Below are 15380 nucleotides of genomic sequence, written 5' to 3'. Positions count from 1 at the left end.
CCCCCCCCCCCCCCCCCCCCCCCCCCCCCCCCCCCCCCCCCCCCCCCCCCCCCCCCCCCCCCCCCCCCCCCCCCCCCCCCCCCCCCCCCGGGGCCTCCCGGAGCTCCACGGCGGCGGGCTGCCCTACGACGTGTTCGAGAACGACCGCTTCCACTTCATGCTGATGCTGACCACGGGCGCCCTGGGCACCCGCGAGGCGCTGGACCTGTGGCGGCACGAGGGCCTGCCGGGCCGGGAGCGCTTCGGGGTCACGGTCACCCCGGAAGGCCAGTGGTCCTGGCTCGACGATCCCCAGGGGCCGTACGTATGGCCCCTGGGGGAGGGTTCCGCGGCCGGCGGGCGGCCCGGCTAGCGCGCGTCAGCCCCGGCGGATGGTGATGGTGGTCCAGGCGCCGACGTGCACCCGGTCGCCGTCGCCGAGCGGGACGGGGACGTAGGGCTGGATGGGCTCTTCGCCGCCGTTGATCGTGGTGCCGTTGGTGGAGTTCTGGTCCACCACGGCCCAGCTGCCGTCGGGCTGCTGTACGAGCACGGCGTGCTGGTGCGAGACGCCCGGGTCCTCCGGCGGCACCGACAGGTCGATGTCGGGGGACTCGCCCGTGGACTGGCGGCGGCGGCCGATGGTGATCTGGCCGCCCGACAGCGGAAGGTGCTGCTCCGGGGAGTACGCCGGCAGGTTGAGCCCCGCGGCCTCGGGACCGCTGCGGTGCATCATCGCCATGAAGTACGACCGGTCGGGACCGATGGTCGCCGACCAGCTGCCGCCCTGGCCCGGGAAGGGCTGGTGCTGCTGCCCGGGGTGCCGGCCCTGGGGCGCGCCGGGGTGACCGGGGTGCTGGCCCGGGTGGCCGCCCTGGTGGGGCGGGAACGGCTGCGCCGACTGCTGCCCGCCGGGCGGCGGAAGCAGCCAGTCGTCACCGCCGGTCTGCGGTCCGGGCTGCTGCGGGCGGCCCGGCTGCCCCTGCGGGCGCTGCTGCTGCTGCGGCTGCTGGCCGGGCTGCTCGAAGCCCGGGAGCGGCGGCAGGACGGGGGCCTGCGGGTGCAGACCGGGCGGCCGCGGCGGGCCGGAGCCCTCGGGCGGCAGCGGTTCGGCCGGCCGGTTCACCTGCGAGGGCCGCGAGCCCTGGTACTCGTACGGGTCCTGCGGGGCCTGCCGGGGCGGGAAGCCGGGCTGCTGTCCCGGGTGCTGCGGACCGCCGTGCTGTCCGGGATGCTGCGGACCGCCGTGCTGTCCCGGGTGCTGGGGGCCGCCGTGCTGCGGGCCCGGCGGGGTGTACGGGGTCGCCGCCCGGGTCAGGAAGTTGAACCGGCACTCCTCGCAGAACGGCGCCATCGCCTCGCGCGGGGTCCGGCACTGCGGGCAGAGCTCGGCGTGCGCGGTCGGCTCGCCGCCGGCCGGAGGGAAGCCGTAGCCGTAGGAGGGCGGCGGGGGAGGCGTGGCGCCCGTCGGCGCGCCCCCTCCGGCCATGCGGATGCCGCAGACCTCGCACCAGTCATCGGAGACCGATGGGTGTCCGTTCGGGCAGGTCGGCATGTCGGCCCTTCCCCCTCTCCCTGTCCGGCCCCCCTTCGGGACCGCAATTCAGGACTTCTTCACTCGAACGGTCTGAGTCGAACGCGTTTCGAGAGTCATCTCGTCCGCATCCGTGACTTTCGCCTTCAGCCGCACAGTACCTGCCGCGGCGTCGACGACGTCGACCACCTTCGCCAGCAGTTTCGCAGTGTCCTCGTTCCCCGACACACTCGCCAGCTGTACGGCACGTCCCAGCTTGGCCGTAGCGCCGTCGGAATCACCCAGTTTGCGGGCTTCCAGCCCTTGCTGGATGACCTCGGCCAGCTCCGCCTGACCTGTGTAATGCGCCACTTGGGCGTTGATCGCGGTCGATGCCGCGAAATCGTCCGTCCACACCGCGCGTACCAGTCCCTGGGACAGCACCCCCGCCGCGCCGCCCGCAGGATCCGGCTGCACCAGCGAGACCCGGGCGGCCAGCATCTCCTGGCCGATGCCTGCGGCCGCCACCCGGACGCACACGTGGTAGTCGCGGGACTCGTCGCCCCACGAGCCCGTCGGATAGTCCCCGGCCCGCGGCCCGGCCCCGGCGCGGCGGCCGGTCAGGTCGACGACCGTGGGCGCGACCTGCTTCACGAACAGCACCTCGGCGCCGACGGGCGTCCACAGGCGCAGGGCCACGTCCGCGACCTCCTTGCCCATCGCGGTCTCCATCATTCCCGTGAAGTCCGCGGCGAGGCCGGCGGGCTCGGGGACGATGTCGGCGCTGCCGAGCAGGGCGGTCGCGATCCCGGTGACCTCCTTGACCTCCCAGTCGAAGCCGACACCGCGGGCGTCACAGGTGAAGCGGCCCTCGCACAGCGACAGCGCGGCGGCCAGCTCCTCGGGGCTCTCGTGTTCGTTGCGCCCGTCGGTGAGCAGGATGCCGTGCCGGATCCGGGCGTCCGCGCCCGCGAAGAGCCGCTCGGCGAGCCGCAGCCAGGTGCCGATCGCGGTGCCGCCGCCCGCGCTGAGCCGGCGCAGCGCCTGCCGGGCCTCCTCACGGGTCCGGGCGTCGGCGATCGCGAGGCGGCCGCCGCCCGGGTACACGTCCTTGGCCACGTGCGTGCCGGCGATCACCGCGAAGGCGGTGCCGTCGCGCAGGGTGTCCAGGGCGGCCGCCGTCGCGTCCCGCGCGTTGCGCATCTTCTCCGGCGGGTAGTCCATGGAGCCCGAGCAGTCGACCATGAGCACCACGGCCGATTCGGCGCCCGCCCCGGTGCCGCGTGCGGACAGCTTCGCGCCACCCGTCGACTGCACGGTGACGATGGCGTTGACGTCCCGCCCGCCCTCGGGCAGGTACTCGTTCTGGTAGACCTCGACGGAGAAGCGCGGCGCACGGGGCTTGGCGAAGTTGGCCATTCGGTCGGCTCCTTGGAGAGCGGGCAGGGAGTGTCAGGGGCGGGGCGGCCCGGGGAAGGGCAGCACGGCCACGGTGACGTTGTCGTGCCCGCCGCCGTCCAGGGCGTGCCCCACCAGCACCTGGGCGCTGTGCAGCGGGTGCACGGCGGCGTCGGGGGGCAGGACCCGGGCCATCTCCTCGGCGGACTCCGCGTAGTTCCACAGGCCGTCGGTGCAGACGACGACCACACCCGGCCGGTCGGGCTTGAAGGCGGCCGTGTGCGGTTCGAGCTCGTACGCGTCGGCGCCCAGCCAGCCGGTGATGGCGTGGGCGCGCACGTCGGCGTAGGCCTCGGCCTCGTTCATCAGGCCGGCGGCCACCATCTGCGCCGCCCAGGAGTCGTCCTCCGTGAGCCGGCCGGCGGGGGCGGTGCGGTCGTCGGGCACCCAGTACGCGCGGCTGTCGCCGACCCAGCCGATGACGAGGAGGCCGCCCATGGAGACGGCGCCGACGAGCGTGCACGCCGGCGCGTTCTGGGCGCCGGGGACCTCGGGGGCCAGGGCGTTGACGGCGGCGGCCGCGGTGACGATCGCCTCGTGCATGGCCTGCTGGGGATGGGCGCCGCGGGGCAGCGCTTCCAGCAGGGATTCGTTGGCCGCGGCCGCGGCGGCGGCCGAGGCGTCGTCGGGCCTGCTGGCGGACGACACCCCGTCGCAGACCACGGCGACGGTGGCGGTCGACCCGTCGGGCAGGCTGGTGGCGGCCACCGCGAAGGAGTCCTCGTTGCGGTGGTGGCGCAGGCCGCGGTCGCTGACGGCGGCCACGCTGCCGAGCTCCTCCTCCGCGTGGTCGCGCTCACGGGGCTGGGCGTGGCCGCAGTGCTCGCAGTACCCGTCGGTGTCGACCCGGCCGGCCCGGCAGGCCACGCAGGTCTTGCCGCCGTACGAGGCCCCTGCGGGGGACGGGGCGGGCTGTGCGGGCTGGGGCGGCTGGACGGGAAGGGCGGGTCCGCCCGCGGCCGGGCCGGGGTCACCGGGCGCGGCTGCCGGTCCACCTGCCGCGCCGGCCGCACCGGCCATGCCGGGCCCGCCGGGCGCGGTGCCCTCGGCCGGTCCCGGGGACGGCGCCGCGTACTCGGGACCGTCGTAGCGGACTTCGCCGCCCGCGGGGGAGAAGGAGTGGCCGTCCGGGCCGGGACCCGGGGCGGGCACGCCCCACGCGCCGCCGGGCCAGCCGTCCGGGGTGCCCGTACCGCCCGTACCGCCCGTGTTCGGGGCGGGTGCCGCCGTGGCCGGATCCGCTCCCCAGGGGCCGTGACCGGCGGGGCCGCCGTCGTCCCCGGCCGGGCGGCTGCCCGGCCATGCGCCCGCGAGGGGGACCGTGGGCCGGTCGTCGGGGGACGGCGGTGCCGAGAGGGAATATCCGCAGCGGCCGCAGAAGCGGTCGCCCTCCTCCAGCGGCTCCGCGCAGCTGGGGCAGCCCGACTGCCGATTCATCCGAGCCATCACTCACACCCACGTTCGGGGACGGAAACGGTTTGCCCGCTCCACCAGTTCGATCCTCTCCTCGCCGCGCTGCGTCAGCCTCGCGAGGACGCGGTAGGAGCGCTCCAGGCCGAAACGCAGCCCCCGCTCGTCCAGTTGGCTGCCGAGCAGCGAGGTCTGCCCGGGGCTCGCACCCCGGCTCCCCGACAGTACCCAGTCGAGTGCCGAGCCCAGAACTTCGGTCACCAGCTGCTCGTGCCGGACCGCGTCCAGACCGGCCCGCTGCAGCTCGTCGACCTGCCCGGCGGCGGCCTCCAGATCCTCGAGCAGCGGCTCCGCCGCCGACCGCTCGCGCAGCCGCGCCCGGACGGCCGCGACCCGCGCCGCCGTCCAGTGGATGGACGACTGCGGTACGGACTCCAGGGTGTGCACCGCGCCGGCCCGGTCGCCGGTGGCGAGCTGGACCCGCGCGAGCCCGAAGGCCGCGCTCACGAAGCCGGGGTCGGTGCACCAGACCAGGCGGTAGTACTCGGCGGCGTTGTCCAGCTGGCCCAGCAACTCCGCGCAGAAGCCGAGCGCCAGCTTGGGTGCGGGCTCGCCCGGGAAGGCGTCGTAGATGGCGTCGAAGGAGAGCGCCGCGAGCTCGTCGTCGCCGGTGGCCAGGGCCGACACCCCGCGGGTCCAGACCACCCGCCAGTCGTCGGGATGCGTGGTCTCCAGCCGGGCCAGCGCCGCGCCGGCCGTGCCGAGCTCGCCCAGTTCCAGGCGGGCCCGCAGCTCGCGCAGCCGCAGCTCCACGGAGTCGGCGGGCGCGGCGGCCAGCGCTCCGAGCAGGTCGGCGGCGGCGGAGGCCATCAGACCCGCGAGGAAGCCGGCGTTGGGGTCGGTGGGGTCGACCAGCGGTACGGGCAGGGCGAGCGCCGTGCCGGTGGCGTCGAGCGGCGCCAGCAGCGGCGCGCCGGGCGCGACCTGCGCCGGGTGCGCGGGAGCAGCCGGATCCCCCGCCTGCCCCGGCGGCGTGTGCGGTGCCGCGGCCGGGCCGCCGTACGTGCCCTGCACACCGGCGGCGCCCGGATCGGCGGGGCGGGGCGCGGGCACTGCGGCGAACCCCGCTGCCGGTGCCCCCGGGCCCGCCGCCACGTGCGTGGCCGTGGTCGCGAGCGCCGCCACTGCCGAGCCGCCCCCGGGCCCCGTCACCACCGGCGTCACGGCGGCGGAGGGCCCGGCGGCCGCACCCGGTGCGTGCCGGCCGCCCGCGCGACCCGCAGAGCCGGTCTGCTGCGGCACCGCGGCCGGGGCGACCGGAACGCGGGTGCCGCCCGCGGCGCCGGAGCCGCGGCCGAACAGCGCGAACGGCCCGCGCCGTTCGGCCGCCGGCCGGACTCCCAGACGGGAGACCTCGGTCCGCTGCGCCGCGAAGAGGCTCGTGTCCGGAACGCGCAGCTCCGGGTCGAAGAGGGTGGACAGCTGCGGCCGCGGCCGCCCCGTCTGCAGGGCCACGACCTCCCGCAGCACCCCCGTCAGCTGCTCCGCCATCTCCTGCGCCGAGGCGAACCGCCGCGCCGGGTCCGGGTCCGTGGCCCGCACCAGCAGCCGGTAGAAGGATTCGTACCGCCGGAACACCTCGATGTGGTCCGGGTCCGGCAGGCTGTCCGCAAAGACGTTGGTGTAGCCCTGGAAGTCGAAGGTCAGCACGGCCAGCGTGCGCGCGACCGTGTACAGGTCGGAGGCCACCGAAGGACCCACCTCGGCCACTTCGGGGGCCTGGTAGCCCACCGTGCCGTAGATGGCCGACTCCTCGTCGCCCATCCTGCGGACCGCGCCCATGTCGATCAGCTTCAGCTGGTCCCGCGTCTGGATAGCGTTGTCGACCTTGAAGTCGCAGTAGAGCAGGTTCCTGCTGTGCAGGTGGCCCAGGGCCTCCAGGGCCTCGATGCCGTACGCGCAGGCCTGCTCCACCGGCAGCGGGTCGCGCCGCCCGTCCGGCCGGCGGCGTTCGTTGGCTATCTCCTTGAGGGACTTGCCGCCGACGTACTCCATGACGATGTAGCCGTCGAGCGAGCCGGTGCGGTGGTCGAGGTGCTCGACGAAGTTGTAGATCCGGACGATGTTGGAATGCTCGATCTCCGCGAGGAAGCGCCGCTCCGAGATGGCCGCGGCCATCGCGTCCTGGTCCCCGGTGTCCAGCAGGCCCTTGAGGACCACCCAGCGGTCCGAGACCGCCCGGTCCACCGCCAGGTACACCCAGCCCAGACCGCCGTGCGCGAGGCAGCCGGCGACCTTGTACTGCCCGTGCACCACGTCGCCCGCCTGGAGCTTGGGCACGAAGGAGTACGGGTGCCCGCACTTGGTGCAGAAGCCCTCGGTCCGTCCCGGCCGGTCGCCGCGCGAGCGGCCCACCGGGGCGCCGCAGTCCGAGCGCGAGCAGAAGCGCTTGCGCTCCGGCACTTCCGGGTTCTCCAGCACCGCCGTCGAAGGATCCGGACGCGGTACTTCCGGTACGGTCACCAGGCCGGCGCCGAGCCGGTTGCGCCCCGACGTCTTGGACGCCGTACCCGTACTGCGCACCGAGACGGAGCGCGTGGAGGCCGAGCCGGACAGCGAGCGCGACAGCCGCCCGGAGACGGAGCGGTGCGAACTCGACGACCGGGACGACTGCGAGGACCGCGCCGAGGCCGAGCCGCGCGAGGACCCGTGCGAGCCGCGGGACTGCTGAGAGCCCTGAGAACCTTGGGACCCCTGTGAGCCGCGTGCCCCGCGGGCCGCGCTGGTCATCCCCGTGGGCGGCGAGACCAGCTCTTCGGCACCGCCGTCCATGCCGCCCGGGCGCGCCCCGGTGAGCGGCGCGAGCCCGCAGGTGTCGCAGTACAGCTCGCCGCCGCCCACGTCTTCGTACGTGCCCGGGCACCCCGGGCGCCGGCACGCGATCCCCGCGCCGGCCGCCGGCATCTCGCTCATGCCCTCTCCTCCGGTTCGCTCACCCGGTCCTGCGGGCCCGCACCGTCCGCACGGGGCCGCGGGACCAGCATCTCGGCGGCCGCGTGCTGGTAGCGCAGCACGGCCTGCTCCGCCGCCCGGAGGTCGCACGGAGCGCTCCACAGCATCCGGCGCGCGGTGTCGTACCGCTCCGCCAGCAGCAGGTCCTCCGCCAGCCCGTGCCGGGCCACCTTCGCCTTGTACGCGTCCAGCCTGCCGCGCAGCTCCGCGCGGACCGCCAGCGGTGCGGTGACCGCCGTCAACGACTCGCGGGCCCGGAGCAGTTCGTCCTCCGCGCGCTCCTCCAGCGACTCCAGCAGCGGCGAAAGCCGGTGCCACTGGGCGTTCCTGCGGTACTCCGCCGCCGCGACCAGCTGCTCCTGGAGGGCCGTGGGCGGCCCGCTCACCGCGGGCACCTCGGACGCGGCGATCTTCGCCAGCACCTCGCCGCGCGCGGTCCGCGCCTCCGCCAGCGTCCGGTCCGCCCGCGACAGCACGTCCCGCAGGCTGACGAGCCGCCGCTCCGCGTCCTGCCGGACCGCGAGCACCGCCTCGATCTCCCGGCGCACGTCCTCCAGGGCGCGGGCCGCGCGGTCGTAGCGGCCGGTGTCGGGGCGGCCGCCGCCCGGCGCCGAACTGCCCGCCGCGGACTGCCAGAACGACAGCGGGTCCGAGATCACCTCGGCGCGCAGCCCGGTCAGTTCCTGCGTGATCGACTCCAGGTCGTCGCCGGAGGGGTGCTCGCCCGGCCGGACGCCGACGGAGTGCGCCAGCGAGCGCGTGCGGTGCAGTTCGGCGGCGAGCAGGTCGATCCGCGCCGGCAGCGCCGACCACACCGCGTCCGCCGCCACCACCATGTCCAGCGAGCTCGCGTACAGCTCGTTCATCCGCGCCACCAGCTCGGCGAGGGTGAACCGCTCGGCCAGGGCCGAGCCCTCCGCCCCGGCGCCCGCGACCGTCACGCTCGCGCCGCGCAGCCGTTCGGTCAGCTCCACCAGGTCGTCGCGGCTGGCCCAGCGGCGCCGCTCGCGGACCTCGCGGACGGCCTTGAGCGCCCCGCTGTACGCGTCGAAGTACGTCCACAGGCGGGTGACGGCCGCCTCCGTGACCGTCCAGCGCTCGCGGGTCCGCCCGGTCAGGGCGGCACCCTCCAGGAGCCGCCGTCCCGCATGGTCCTGGAGCGCGAGCAGCGAAGTCTCGACGGCCTCGTGCTCGGCGTCGAGCCGGGCCAGTGCACGGTCCACTTCGTCCCGGTCCATCACCGGGCCCGCGGGCCCGTCCGCGGAGGCGGGAAAAGGTCCCGTGCCGGCCATCGATGCCCTCTCTGCCGTTCCGAACTTCTGTCTGTGCCCCGGGCGGCGCCGCCGGCGTCAGCTGCGGTACTTCGGCGCCGGCGGCCCCGCTATGCCCGGGAGGTCCTCGGCCAGCCACTTACGGTAGGCCTTCATCCAGGGGCTGCCGTCCCCGCCCTGCCGGTACCCGTCGAGGACCTTGTTGACCCGGCGGACCAGGTCCGTGGCGTGCAGGTTCATGGCGACGCCGTAGAACTCCCTGGTGAACGGCCGCCCGACCACCCGGACCGTGGGGTCCTGCGCGGCCAGGCCCGCCGCGAGGGCGTTGTCCGTGACCATGCCGTCCACCTCGCCCAGTTGCAGGCGCACCAGGCAGTCGAGCTGGTTGGGGACGGTCGGGGAGATGTCCGCCCCGAAGGAGTTGGCCTTCAGCGCCGTCTCGGCGGTCGAGCCCTTGGCCGAGCAGATCCGGCGGCCCTTGAGGGAGCTGTCGTACCCGGTGATCGGCGATCCCTTGGGCACCAGCACCTGGGGCCCGGTCTCGAAGTACGCGGTGGAGAAGGCGACGTCCTCCAGCCGCTTGCAGTTGATCGTCATGGTCCGTACGACCACGTCGACCCGGCCCTCCTGCAGCGCGGGGATCCGCTGACTGGTCGGGATGGCGCGGTAGATGACGGCGTTCTCGTCGCCCAGGATGTCCTTGGCGATGGCCTTGACCAGGTCGATGTCGAAGCCTTCGAGCTGGCCGGTGGCCGGGTTGCGGTAGCCCCACCGGTAGCTGTTCTGGTCGATGCCGGCGATGAGCTTGCCGGCCGCCTTGATCCGGGCGATGGTCGCCCCGCCCGCCCCTGACGGTCGCAGGCTGGCCTCGGGGTCCTTGCAGGTGTCCGCCGGCGCGTGCACCACCGCGGAACCGCCCGGAGCCGCGGCCGCTGCCGTACCGGCCCCGCGCCCCGTCTCCCGCTGCAGCGGCACCAGCACCGCGGCGGCCGTCAGCGCGCACGCCACGGCCATCCCCGTCACACCGCCCCAGCCGCGCAGCCTGCTGGTCCTGGACACCGAGTCCGGTTCACCCCGCCTCATGCGCATGCGCATCTCACCTGTACTCCGAAAGTCGGCGGCCGATGCCGAGCAGTGCGGCCACCGCGCCCAGCACCGCCAGCACGGCGGCGCCCGCCACCAGACCGCCGAAGGCGCCCACACCGCTCCGGGCGGCCCGCGAGAACTCCTGCTGCTCGTGGGCGAGCGCCTGCTGGAGCGCCGCATCCACCTGGTCGAAGGAGGCGCCGGTGCTGTCCTTGCCGCCGATCACCTGGACGAGCGCGCCCTCGTAGTCGCCCTGGACGTCGGTCGCGCGGGCCGCCTGGTGCCGGGCCTGCCACTGCCGTACGGCCGTCATCGCACGCGCCACAGGCTCGGCGCCCGCCGCGTCGTCGGCCAGCCGGCTCGCCTCGGCCAGGCCCGCGTCGAGGGCCGCCATGTCGCTCAGGTAGTCCACGTCGTACTTGTCGGACTTCTTGTCCGGCGCGAGGACGGCACCGCGCGAGACCAGGGTGAGGTTTTCGTTCGCCCGCGCCTGGAGCGAGCTGATCCGGGCGTCGTTGAGGACCTTCAGGGACGCCTGGCCGTCCGAGCGGGACTCCCCGAGGCCGGTGCGGGCGACCGTGTGCCCGACGGCCAGCCACAGCAGTACCACCACCGATGCGGCGGTCGCGGCCAGCAGGCCGTGGTTGAACACCCGGTTCGTCCGGCGGAAGTTGCGCCGCTGCGCCCACACCAGCACGCCGATGGCCAGCAGGCCTGCGCCCAGCGCGGCCGCCGGCCAGCGGTCCGCGTTCTCGTAGTCCCGGTACAGGCGGCCGGTCTCGGCCTCGTACAGCCGCTGGGCCGCGGGCAGCAGCTGCGTGCTCATCTGTTCGTTCGCATACCGGAGGTACGCGCCGCCCAGCGGGAGGCCCTGGCGGTTGTTGGCCCGCGCCTGCTCGATCAGGCCGGTGTAGCGCGGCAGCTGCTCGCCCAGCAGGGCGATCTCGCGCCGCGACTCCTCCGAACCCTCGGTGTTCGCCGCGGCCTTCACCAGCAGCCGCGAGGCGTTGGTGATGTCCTTCAGATACCGGTCCCGCACCTCGCGGGACTCCTGCCCGCCGGCCAGGAAACCGCTGGACGAGGCCGTGTCCGCATCCGCGAGCGAACGGTAGATGCTCGCGGCGTCCGCGCTGAGCGGCTGGCTCCGGTTGACCACGTCGTCGGCCGCGGCCGCGCGGCCCGCGATCTGCCAGGCCGTCACCGCGCCGAACAGCATCACCAGCGCGGCCAGGACCGCGCCGATGATCCGCAGCCGCCCCGGCTCGGTGGTGGCCGCCTTCCGCAGCCGCTCCGAGCCCTCGGACCACGCGGTGCTCCGCCGGGGCGGCGGTGGTGCGCCGGTCCCGGGCGCTGCCGCGGGCGCACTCGATGCGTATGTCACCTGACCTCCCCCTGGGTCGCGGACGGCGGATGTCTGCCCGGCGCGCTCCCGCCGGCGCGGGCGACGGCCGCCCGGCCAGCAGTATGGCCGCACCGGCCGACATCCACAGCATCAATGACTCGATCTTGTTCGAATCGACGGTCCCTGCCCCTCGTCTGCTCACCGGTCTAAACGCGCGGTGCACCGCCCGCGGTTCCAGACCTGCCCACCCGGGCACCGCTTCACCCGAAGTGGGCCCGCAGCTTTCCGTAGGCGTCCCGGTGGGCAGCCGTGGCGTCCAGTCCCAGCAGCGCGGCGCCGAGCACGGGAGGGGCCGTGACCACGGACACCGCGGCCCGCGGGGCCCGTTCGGCCAGGGAGGCGGTGATACGGCCGTTGAGCTGCGGGTGCCGGGCGGCCAGGACGCTGCCCCCGAGCAGCACCGGAATCTCCGCGTCCAGCGAGTCGAGGCGCCCCAGCGCCACCGTCACCATCGCCGTCACCTCGTCCGCCTGCCGGTGCACCAGCGACGCCGCCACCGGATCCCCGGCTTCGGCCACCGCGAAGAGCACCGGCACCAGTTCGTGCGTGCGGTGCTGCCCGAGGGCGCCCAGGTGGAGCGCCTCGATCAGCGCGCCCGTGTCACCGAGGCCGAAGTGGGCCGGCAGGGCCCGCGCGAGCTCCGTCGGCTCGCCCCGGCCGTCCCAGGCGCGCGCCGCGTGCCACAGGGCCTCCGCGGCCAGCCCGCCCCCGCCGCCCCAGTCGCCCGAGAGCCTCCCGAGCGCCGGGAAGCGCGCCGTGCGGCCGTCCGGCAGCATGCCGACGCAGTTGATCCCCGCTCCGCAGACCACGGCCACCCCGCGCGGCTCGTCCACACCGGCCCGCAGGATCGCGAAGGTGTCGTTGCGCACCCCGGTCGCCGCGCCCCAGCCGCGGGCGGCGACCGCCCGGGTCAGCTCGGCCTCCTCGACGGGCAGGTCGGCGTTGGCCAGACACGCGCTGACGTGCGCGGCGTACGGGATCCCGGCGAGCCCCGCCGAGGCGGCCGCCGCCGCGGCCGCCCGCCCCAGCACGTCCACGGCCGCCTCGATCCCGTCCCGGGAGGGCTGGAAGCCGGCGGCCCGGCCGGTGCCCAGCACTTCGCCGTCCGCGCCGATCAGGGCCGCGTCGGTCTTGCTGTTGCCCGCGTCGAGCGCGAGCACGGCGGGCCGCCGCACGGCGCTCACGCCCACGGCAGGTGCTCCTTGTTGTGCGCCAGCAGCCGGTCGGTCAGCGCCTCCGCCTGTTCGAACTGCCCGATCAGAGGATGCGCCAGCAGCGCCCGGAACACCCGGTCCCGGCCGCCGCGCAGGGCCGCGTCCAGTGCCAGGTCCTCGTACGCCGTGACGTTCGCGATCAGTCCGGCGTACAGCGGGTCCAGCCGGGGCACGGCCAGCGGCACCGCGCCCGTGCGGATGCTGCCGTCGATCCGCGCCTGCACCTCGATCACCGCGTCGTCCGGGAGGAACGGCAGGGTGCCGCGGTTGTACGTGTTGACCACCTGCACGGCCGGTCCGCCCGCCCCCAGCAGCGAGGCGGCCAGGTCCACGGCCGCCTCCGAGTAGAACGCCCCGCCCCGCTTCGCCAGCAGCGCCGGCTTCTCGTCCAGGGCCGGGTCCGCGTACATGCGCAGCAGTTCGTGCTCCATCGCGGCGACCTCGGCGGCCCGCGAGGGCTTGGCGCGCAGCTCCCGCACGGCCTCGTCGTGCCCGTAGAAGTAGCGCAGGTAGTACGACGGCACGACGCCGAGCCGGTCCAGCAGGGGCCGCGGCAGGTGCAGGTCGGCGGCGATCGTGTCGCCGTGGGCGGCCAGCAGCCCGGGCAGCAGGTCCTTGCCGCCGGGGCCGCCCGCACGCACGCCCAGCTCCCAGGTGAGGTGGTTGAGCCCCACGTGCTCCAGGTGCACCTCGGAGGGCGCGAGGCCCAGCAGCGCCGCGAACTTCCGCTGGAAGCCGATGGCGACGTTGCACAGCCCGACGGCCTTGTGGCCGGCCTCCAGCAGCGCCCGGGTCACGATGCCCACCGGATTGGTGAAGTCGATGATCCAGGCGTCCGGGTTGGCGCGCCGCACCCGCTCCGCGATGTCGAGGATCACGGGCACGGTGCGCAGGGCCTTGGCCAGCCCGCCGGCGCCGGTGGTCTCCTGCCCGATGCAGCCGCAGTCCAGCGGCCACGTCTCGTCCTTCTCCCGGGCCGCCTGGCCGCCCACGCGCAGCTGGAGCAGGACGGCGTCGGCGTCCGCGACCCCCGCGTCGAGGTCGGCGGTGGTGGTGACCGTCCCCGGGTGCCCCAGCCGGGCGAAGATCCGCCGGGCCAACCCGCCGATCAGTTCCAGCCGTCCGGCGGCCGGGTCGATCAGCACGAGCTCCTCGACGGGCAGCGTGTCCCGCAGCCGTGCGAAGCCGTCGATCAGCTCGGGTGTGTAGGTGGAACCGCCGCCCACCACTGCGAGTTTCATGTCGTCAGCCTTTCACTCCGGTCAGGGTGACGCCCTCGACGAACGCTTTCTGCGCGAAGAAGAAGAGGACGATCACCGGGGCCATGACCAGTACGGTCGCGGCCATCGTGAGGTTCCAGTCGGTGTGGTGCGCGCCCTTGAAGGACTCCAGGCCGTAACTGAGCGTCCAGGCTGCCGGGTTGTCGGAGGCGTAGATCTGCGGGCCGAAGTAGTCGTTCCAGAGGCAGAAGAACTGGAACAGCGCGACCGCGGCGATCGCCGGCCTGGCCATGGGCAGCACCACGCGCAGCAGGGTCCGCAGTTCCCCGCAGCCGTCGACGCGCGCCGCGTCGAGGTACTCGCCGGGGATGGTCAGCAGGAACTGCCGCAGCAGGAAGACCGAGAAGGCGTCGCCGAAGGCCAGCGGGACGATCAGCGGCCACAGCGTCCCGGACAGGTCGAGCTGCTTGGCCCAGAAGAGGTACATCGGGATGACCACCACCTGCGGCGGCAGCATCATCGCGGCGATCACCAGCAGCAGCGAGAGCCTGCGCCCGCGGAAGCGGAAGGTGGCCAGGGCGTACGCCACCGGCAGCGAGGACACCACGGTCAGCAGCGTGCCCAGGCCCGCGTACAGCAGGGTGTTGCGCCACCAGGTCAGGAAGCCCGGGGTGTCCCACACCCGGGCGTAGTTGTCCCACTGCCAGGTGTCCGGCACGAGGTCGCGGGTGAGCGCCTGCTGATCGGACATCAGCGAGGTGAGGAGGACGAAGACGAAGGGGAGTACGAAGAACAGCGCGGCGGCCACGCCCAGGGAGTGGACCCCGATCCAGTGCAGCAGCGCGGTGTGCCGGTTCCGGTGTCTCACCGCTCAGTCACCCGCCCCGACGAGTCCGCCGCGCCGGCGCATCAGCAACGCGGTGAAGGCCATGGAGAGGGCGAACAGCACCAGGGCGAGCACGCACGCGGTGCCGTAGTCGAAGCGCTGGAAGCCGGCGTTGTAGACGACCTGCGGGAGAGTCAGCGTCGACTTGTCGGGGTAGCCCGGCTCGAACTGCTGCCCGGAGCCGCCGATCACCCCCGCCGCCACCTTCCCCGCGACCAGCGGCTGCGTGTAGTACTGCATGGCCTGGATCACCCCGGTGACCACGGCGAACAGCACGATCGGCGAGATGTTCGGCAGGGTGATGTGGCGGAACCGCTGCCACGCTCCGGCGCCGTCCAGCTCCGCGGCCTCGTACTGCTCCCGCGGCACGTCGAGCAGCGCGGCCATGAAGATGACCATCAGGTCGCCGACCCCCCACACCGCGAGCAGCGTGAGCGCGGGCTTGGACCAGTCGGCGTCCGTGAACCACCCGGGGGCGGGCAGGCCCACGGCGTCCAGCACGGTGTTCGCGGGCCCGGTGCCCGGGTTGAGCAGGAAGACGAAGGCAAGCGTCGCGGCGACCGGCGGGGCCAGGTACGGCAGGTAGAACAGCGTCCGGAACACCCCCGCGCCCGTCTTGATCTTCGTGACGAGCAGGCCGACGCCGAGGCCGAACAGCACGCGGCAGCCGACCATCACCACCACCAGCCACAGCGTGTTGCGCATCGCCGGCCAGAACATCGGGGACTGCGTGAAGACGTACGTCCAGTTGTCCAGGCCGTTGAAGACGGGCTGCCGGAACCCGTCGTACTTGGTGAAGGAGAAGTACACGGTGGACAGCAGCGGGTAGGCGAAGAAGACGCCGGAGCCGATCAGCCAGGGCGAGAGGAAGGCCGCGGTCCGCAGGGCCGCTCTGCGGCGCTTGGCCGGCAGGGTGCGGGTGGTCATCG

12 protein-coding genes are annotated in these 15380 nt (G+C 74.5%); 1 reads left to right on the top strand and 11 read right to left on the bottom strand.

What is annotated here, in order from left to right; translation table 11 throughout:
• Window positions 1-130 precede the first annotated feature (130 nt).
• Window positions 131-352, top strand: a complete 222-nt coding sequence (locus ACZ7H1_RS09590; RefSeq protein WP_470785144.1) for a hypothetical protein — start codon at window positions 131-133, stop codon at window positions 350-352.
• Window positions 353-358: 6 nt separating this feature from the next.
• Here the strand turns inward: ACZ7H1_RS09590 and ACZ7H1_RS09585 are convergent, their stop codons facing one another.
• The 11 genes from ACZ7H1_RS09585 to ACZ7H1_RS09535 form a co-directional block, all read right to left on the bottom strand.
• On the bottom strand, window positions 359-1534 hold the full coding sequence (locus ACZ7H1_RS09585; RefSeq protein WP_470785143.1) for an FHA domain-containing protein: 1176 nt from the start codon (window positions 1532-1534) through the stop codon (window positions 359-361).
• A gap of 48 nt (window positions 1535-1582) precedes the next feature.
• On the bottom strand, window positions 1583-2911 hold the full coding sequence (locus tag ACZ7H1_RS09580; RefSeq protein ID WP_470785142.1) for a vWA domain-containing protein: 1329 nt from the start codon (window positions 2909-2911) through the stop codon (window positions 1583-1585).
• 33 nt (window positions 2912-2944) lie between these two features.
• The gene (locus ACZ7H1_RS09575) at window positions 2945-4396 is read right to left on the bottom strand and encodes a protein phosphatase 2C domain-containing protein (protein ID WP_470785141.1); all 1452 of its coding nucleotides are present in this window, start codon (window positions 4394-4396) and stop codon (window positions 2945-2947) included.
• Between the two features lie 3 nt (window positions 4397-4399).
• Entirely contained in the window at window positions 4400-7333 is a 2934-nt protein-coding gene (locus ACZ7H1_RS09570; RefSeq protein WP_470785140.1) for a tetratricopeptide repeat protein, read from the bottom strand.
• Window positions 7330-8664, bottom strand: coding sequence for a coiled-coil domain-containing protein (locus ACZ7H1_RS09565; RefSeq protein WP_470785139.1), 1335 nt, complete (start codon window positions 8662-8664; stop codon window positions 7330-7332). The genes ACZ7H1_RS09570 and ACZ7H1_RS09565 overlap by 4 nt, the downstream gene beginning before the upstream one ends.
• A 57-nt stretch (window positions 8665-8721) precedes the next feature.
• Window positions 8722-9732, bottom strand: a complete 1011-nt coding sequence (locus ACZ7H1_RS09560) for a glutamate ABC transporter substrate-binding protein (RefSeq protein ID WP_470785137.1) — start codon at window positions 9730-9732, stop codon at window positions 8722-8724.
• A gap of 7 nt (window positions 9733-9739) precedes the next feature.
• Window positions 9740-11110, bottom strand: a complete 1371-nt coding sequence (locus ACZ7H1_RS09555; RefSeq protein ID WP_470785135.1) for a hypothetical protein — start codon at window positions 11108-11110, stop codon at window positions 9740-9742.
• A 221-nt stretch (window positions 11111-11331) separates the two neighbouring features.
• The gene (locus ACZ7H1_RS09550) at window positions 11332-12321 is read right to left on the bottom strand and encodes an N-acetylglucosamine kinase (protein WP_470785133.1); all 990 of its coding nucleotides are present in this window, start codon (window positions 12319-12321) and stop codon (window positions 11332-11334) included.
• The gene (locus ACZ7H1_RS09545) at window positions 12312-13586 is read right to left on the bottom strand and encodes a 6-phospho-beta-glucosidase (RefSeq protein ID WP_470785131.1); all 1275 of its coding nucleotides are present in this window, start codon (window positions 13584-13586) and stop codon (window positions 12312-12314) included. Before ACZ7H1_RS09545 ends, ACZ7H1_RS09550 begins: the two co-directional genes overlap by 10 nt.
• 4 nt (window positions 13587-13590) lie before the next feature.
• The gene (locus ACZ7H1_RS09540) at window positions 13591-14433 is read right to left on the bottom strand and encodes a carbohydrate ABC transporter permease (protein WP_470785129.1); all 843 of its coding nucleotides are present in this window, start codon (window positions 14431-14433) and stop codon (window positions 13591-13593) included.
• Window positions 14434-14436: 3 nt separating this feature from the next.
• The gene (locus ACZ7H1_RS09535; protein WP_470785127.1) at window positions 14437-15378 is read right to left on the bottom strand and encodes a carbohydrate ABC transporter permease; all 942 of its coding nucleotides are present in this window, start codon (window positions 15376-15378) and stop codon (window positions 14437-14439) included.
• Between the last annotated feature and the right edge of the window lie 2 nt (window positions 15379-15380).

It is taken from the genome of Streptomyces sp. NPDC037401 (assembly GCF_055602345.1).
This window is presented reverse-complemented; position numbering and strand designations above follow the sequence as displayed.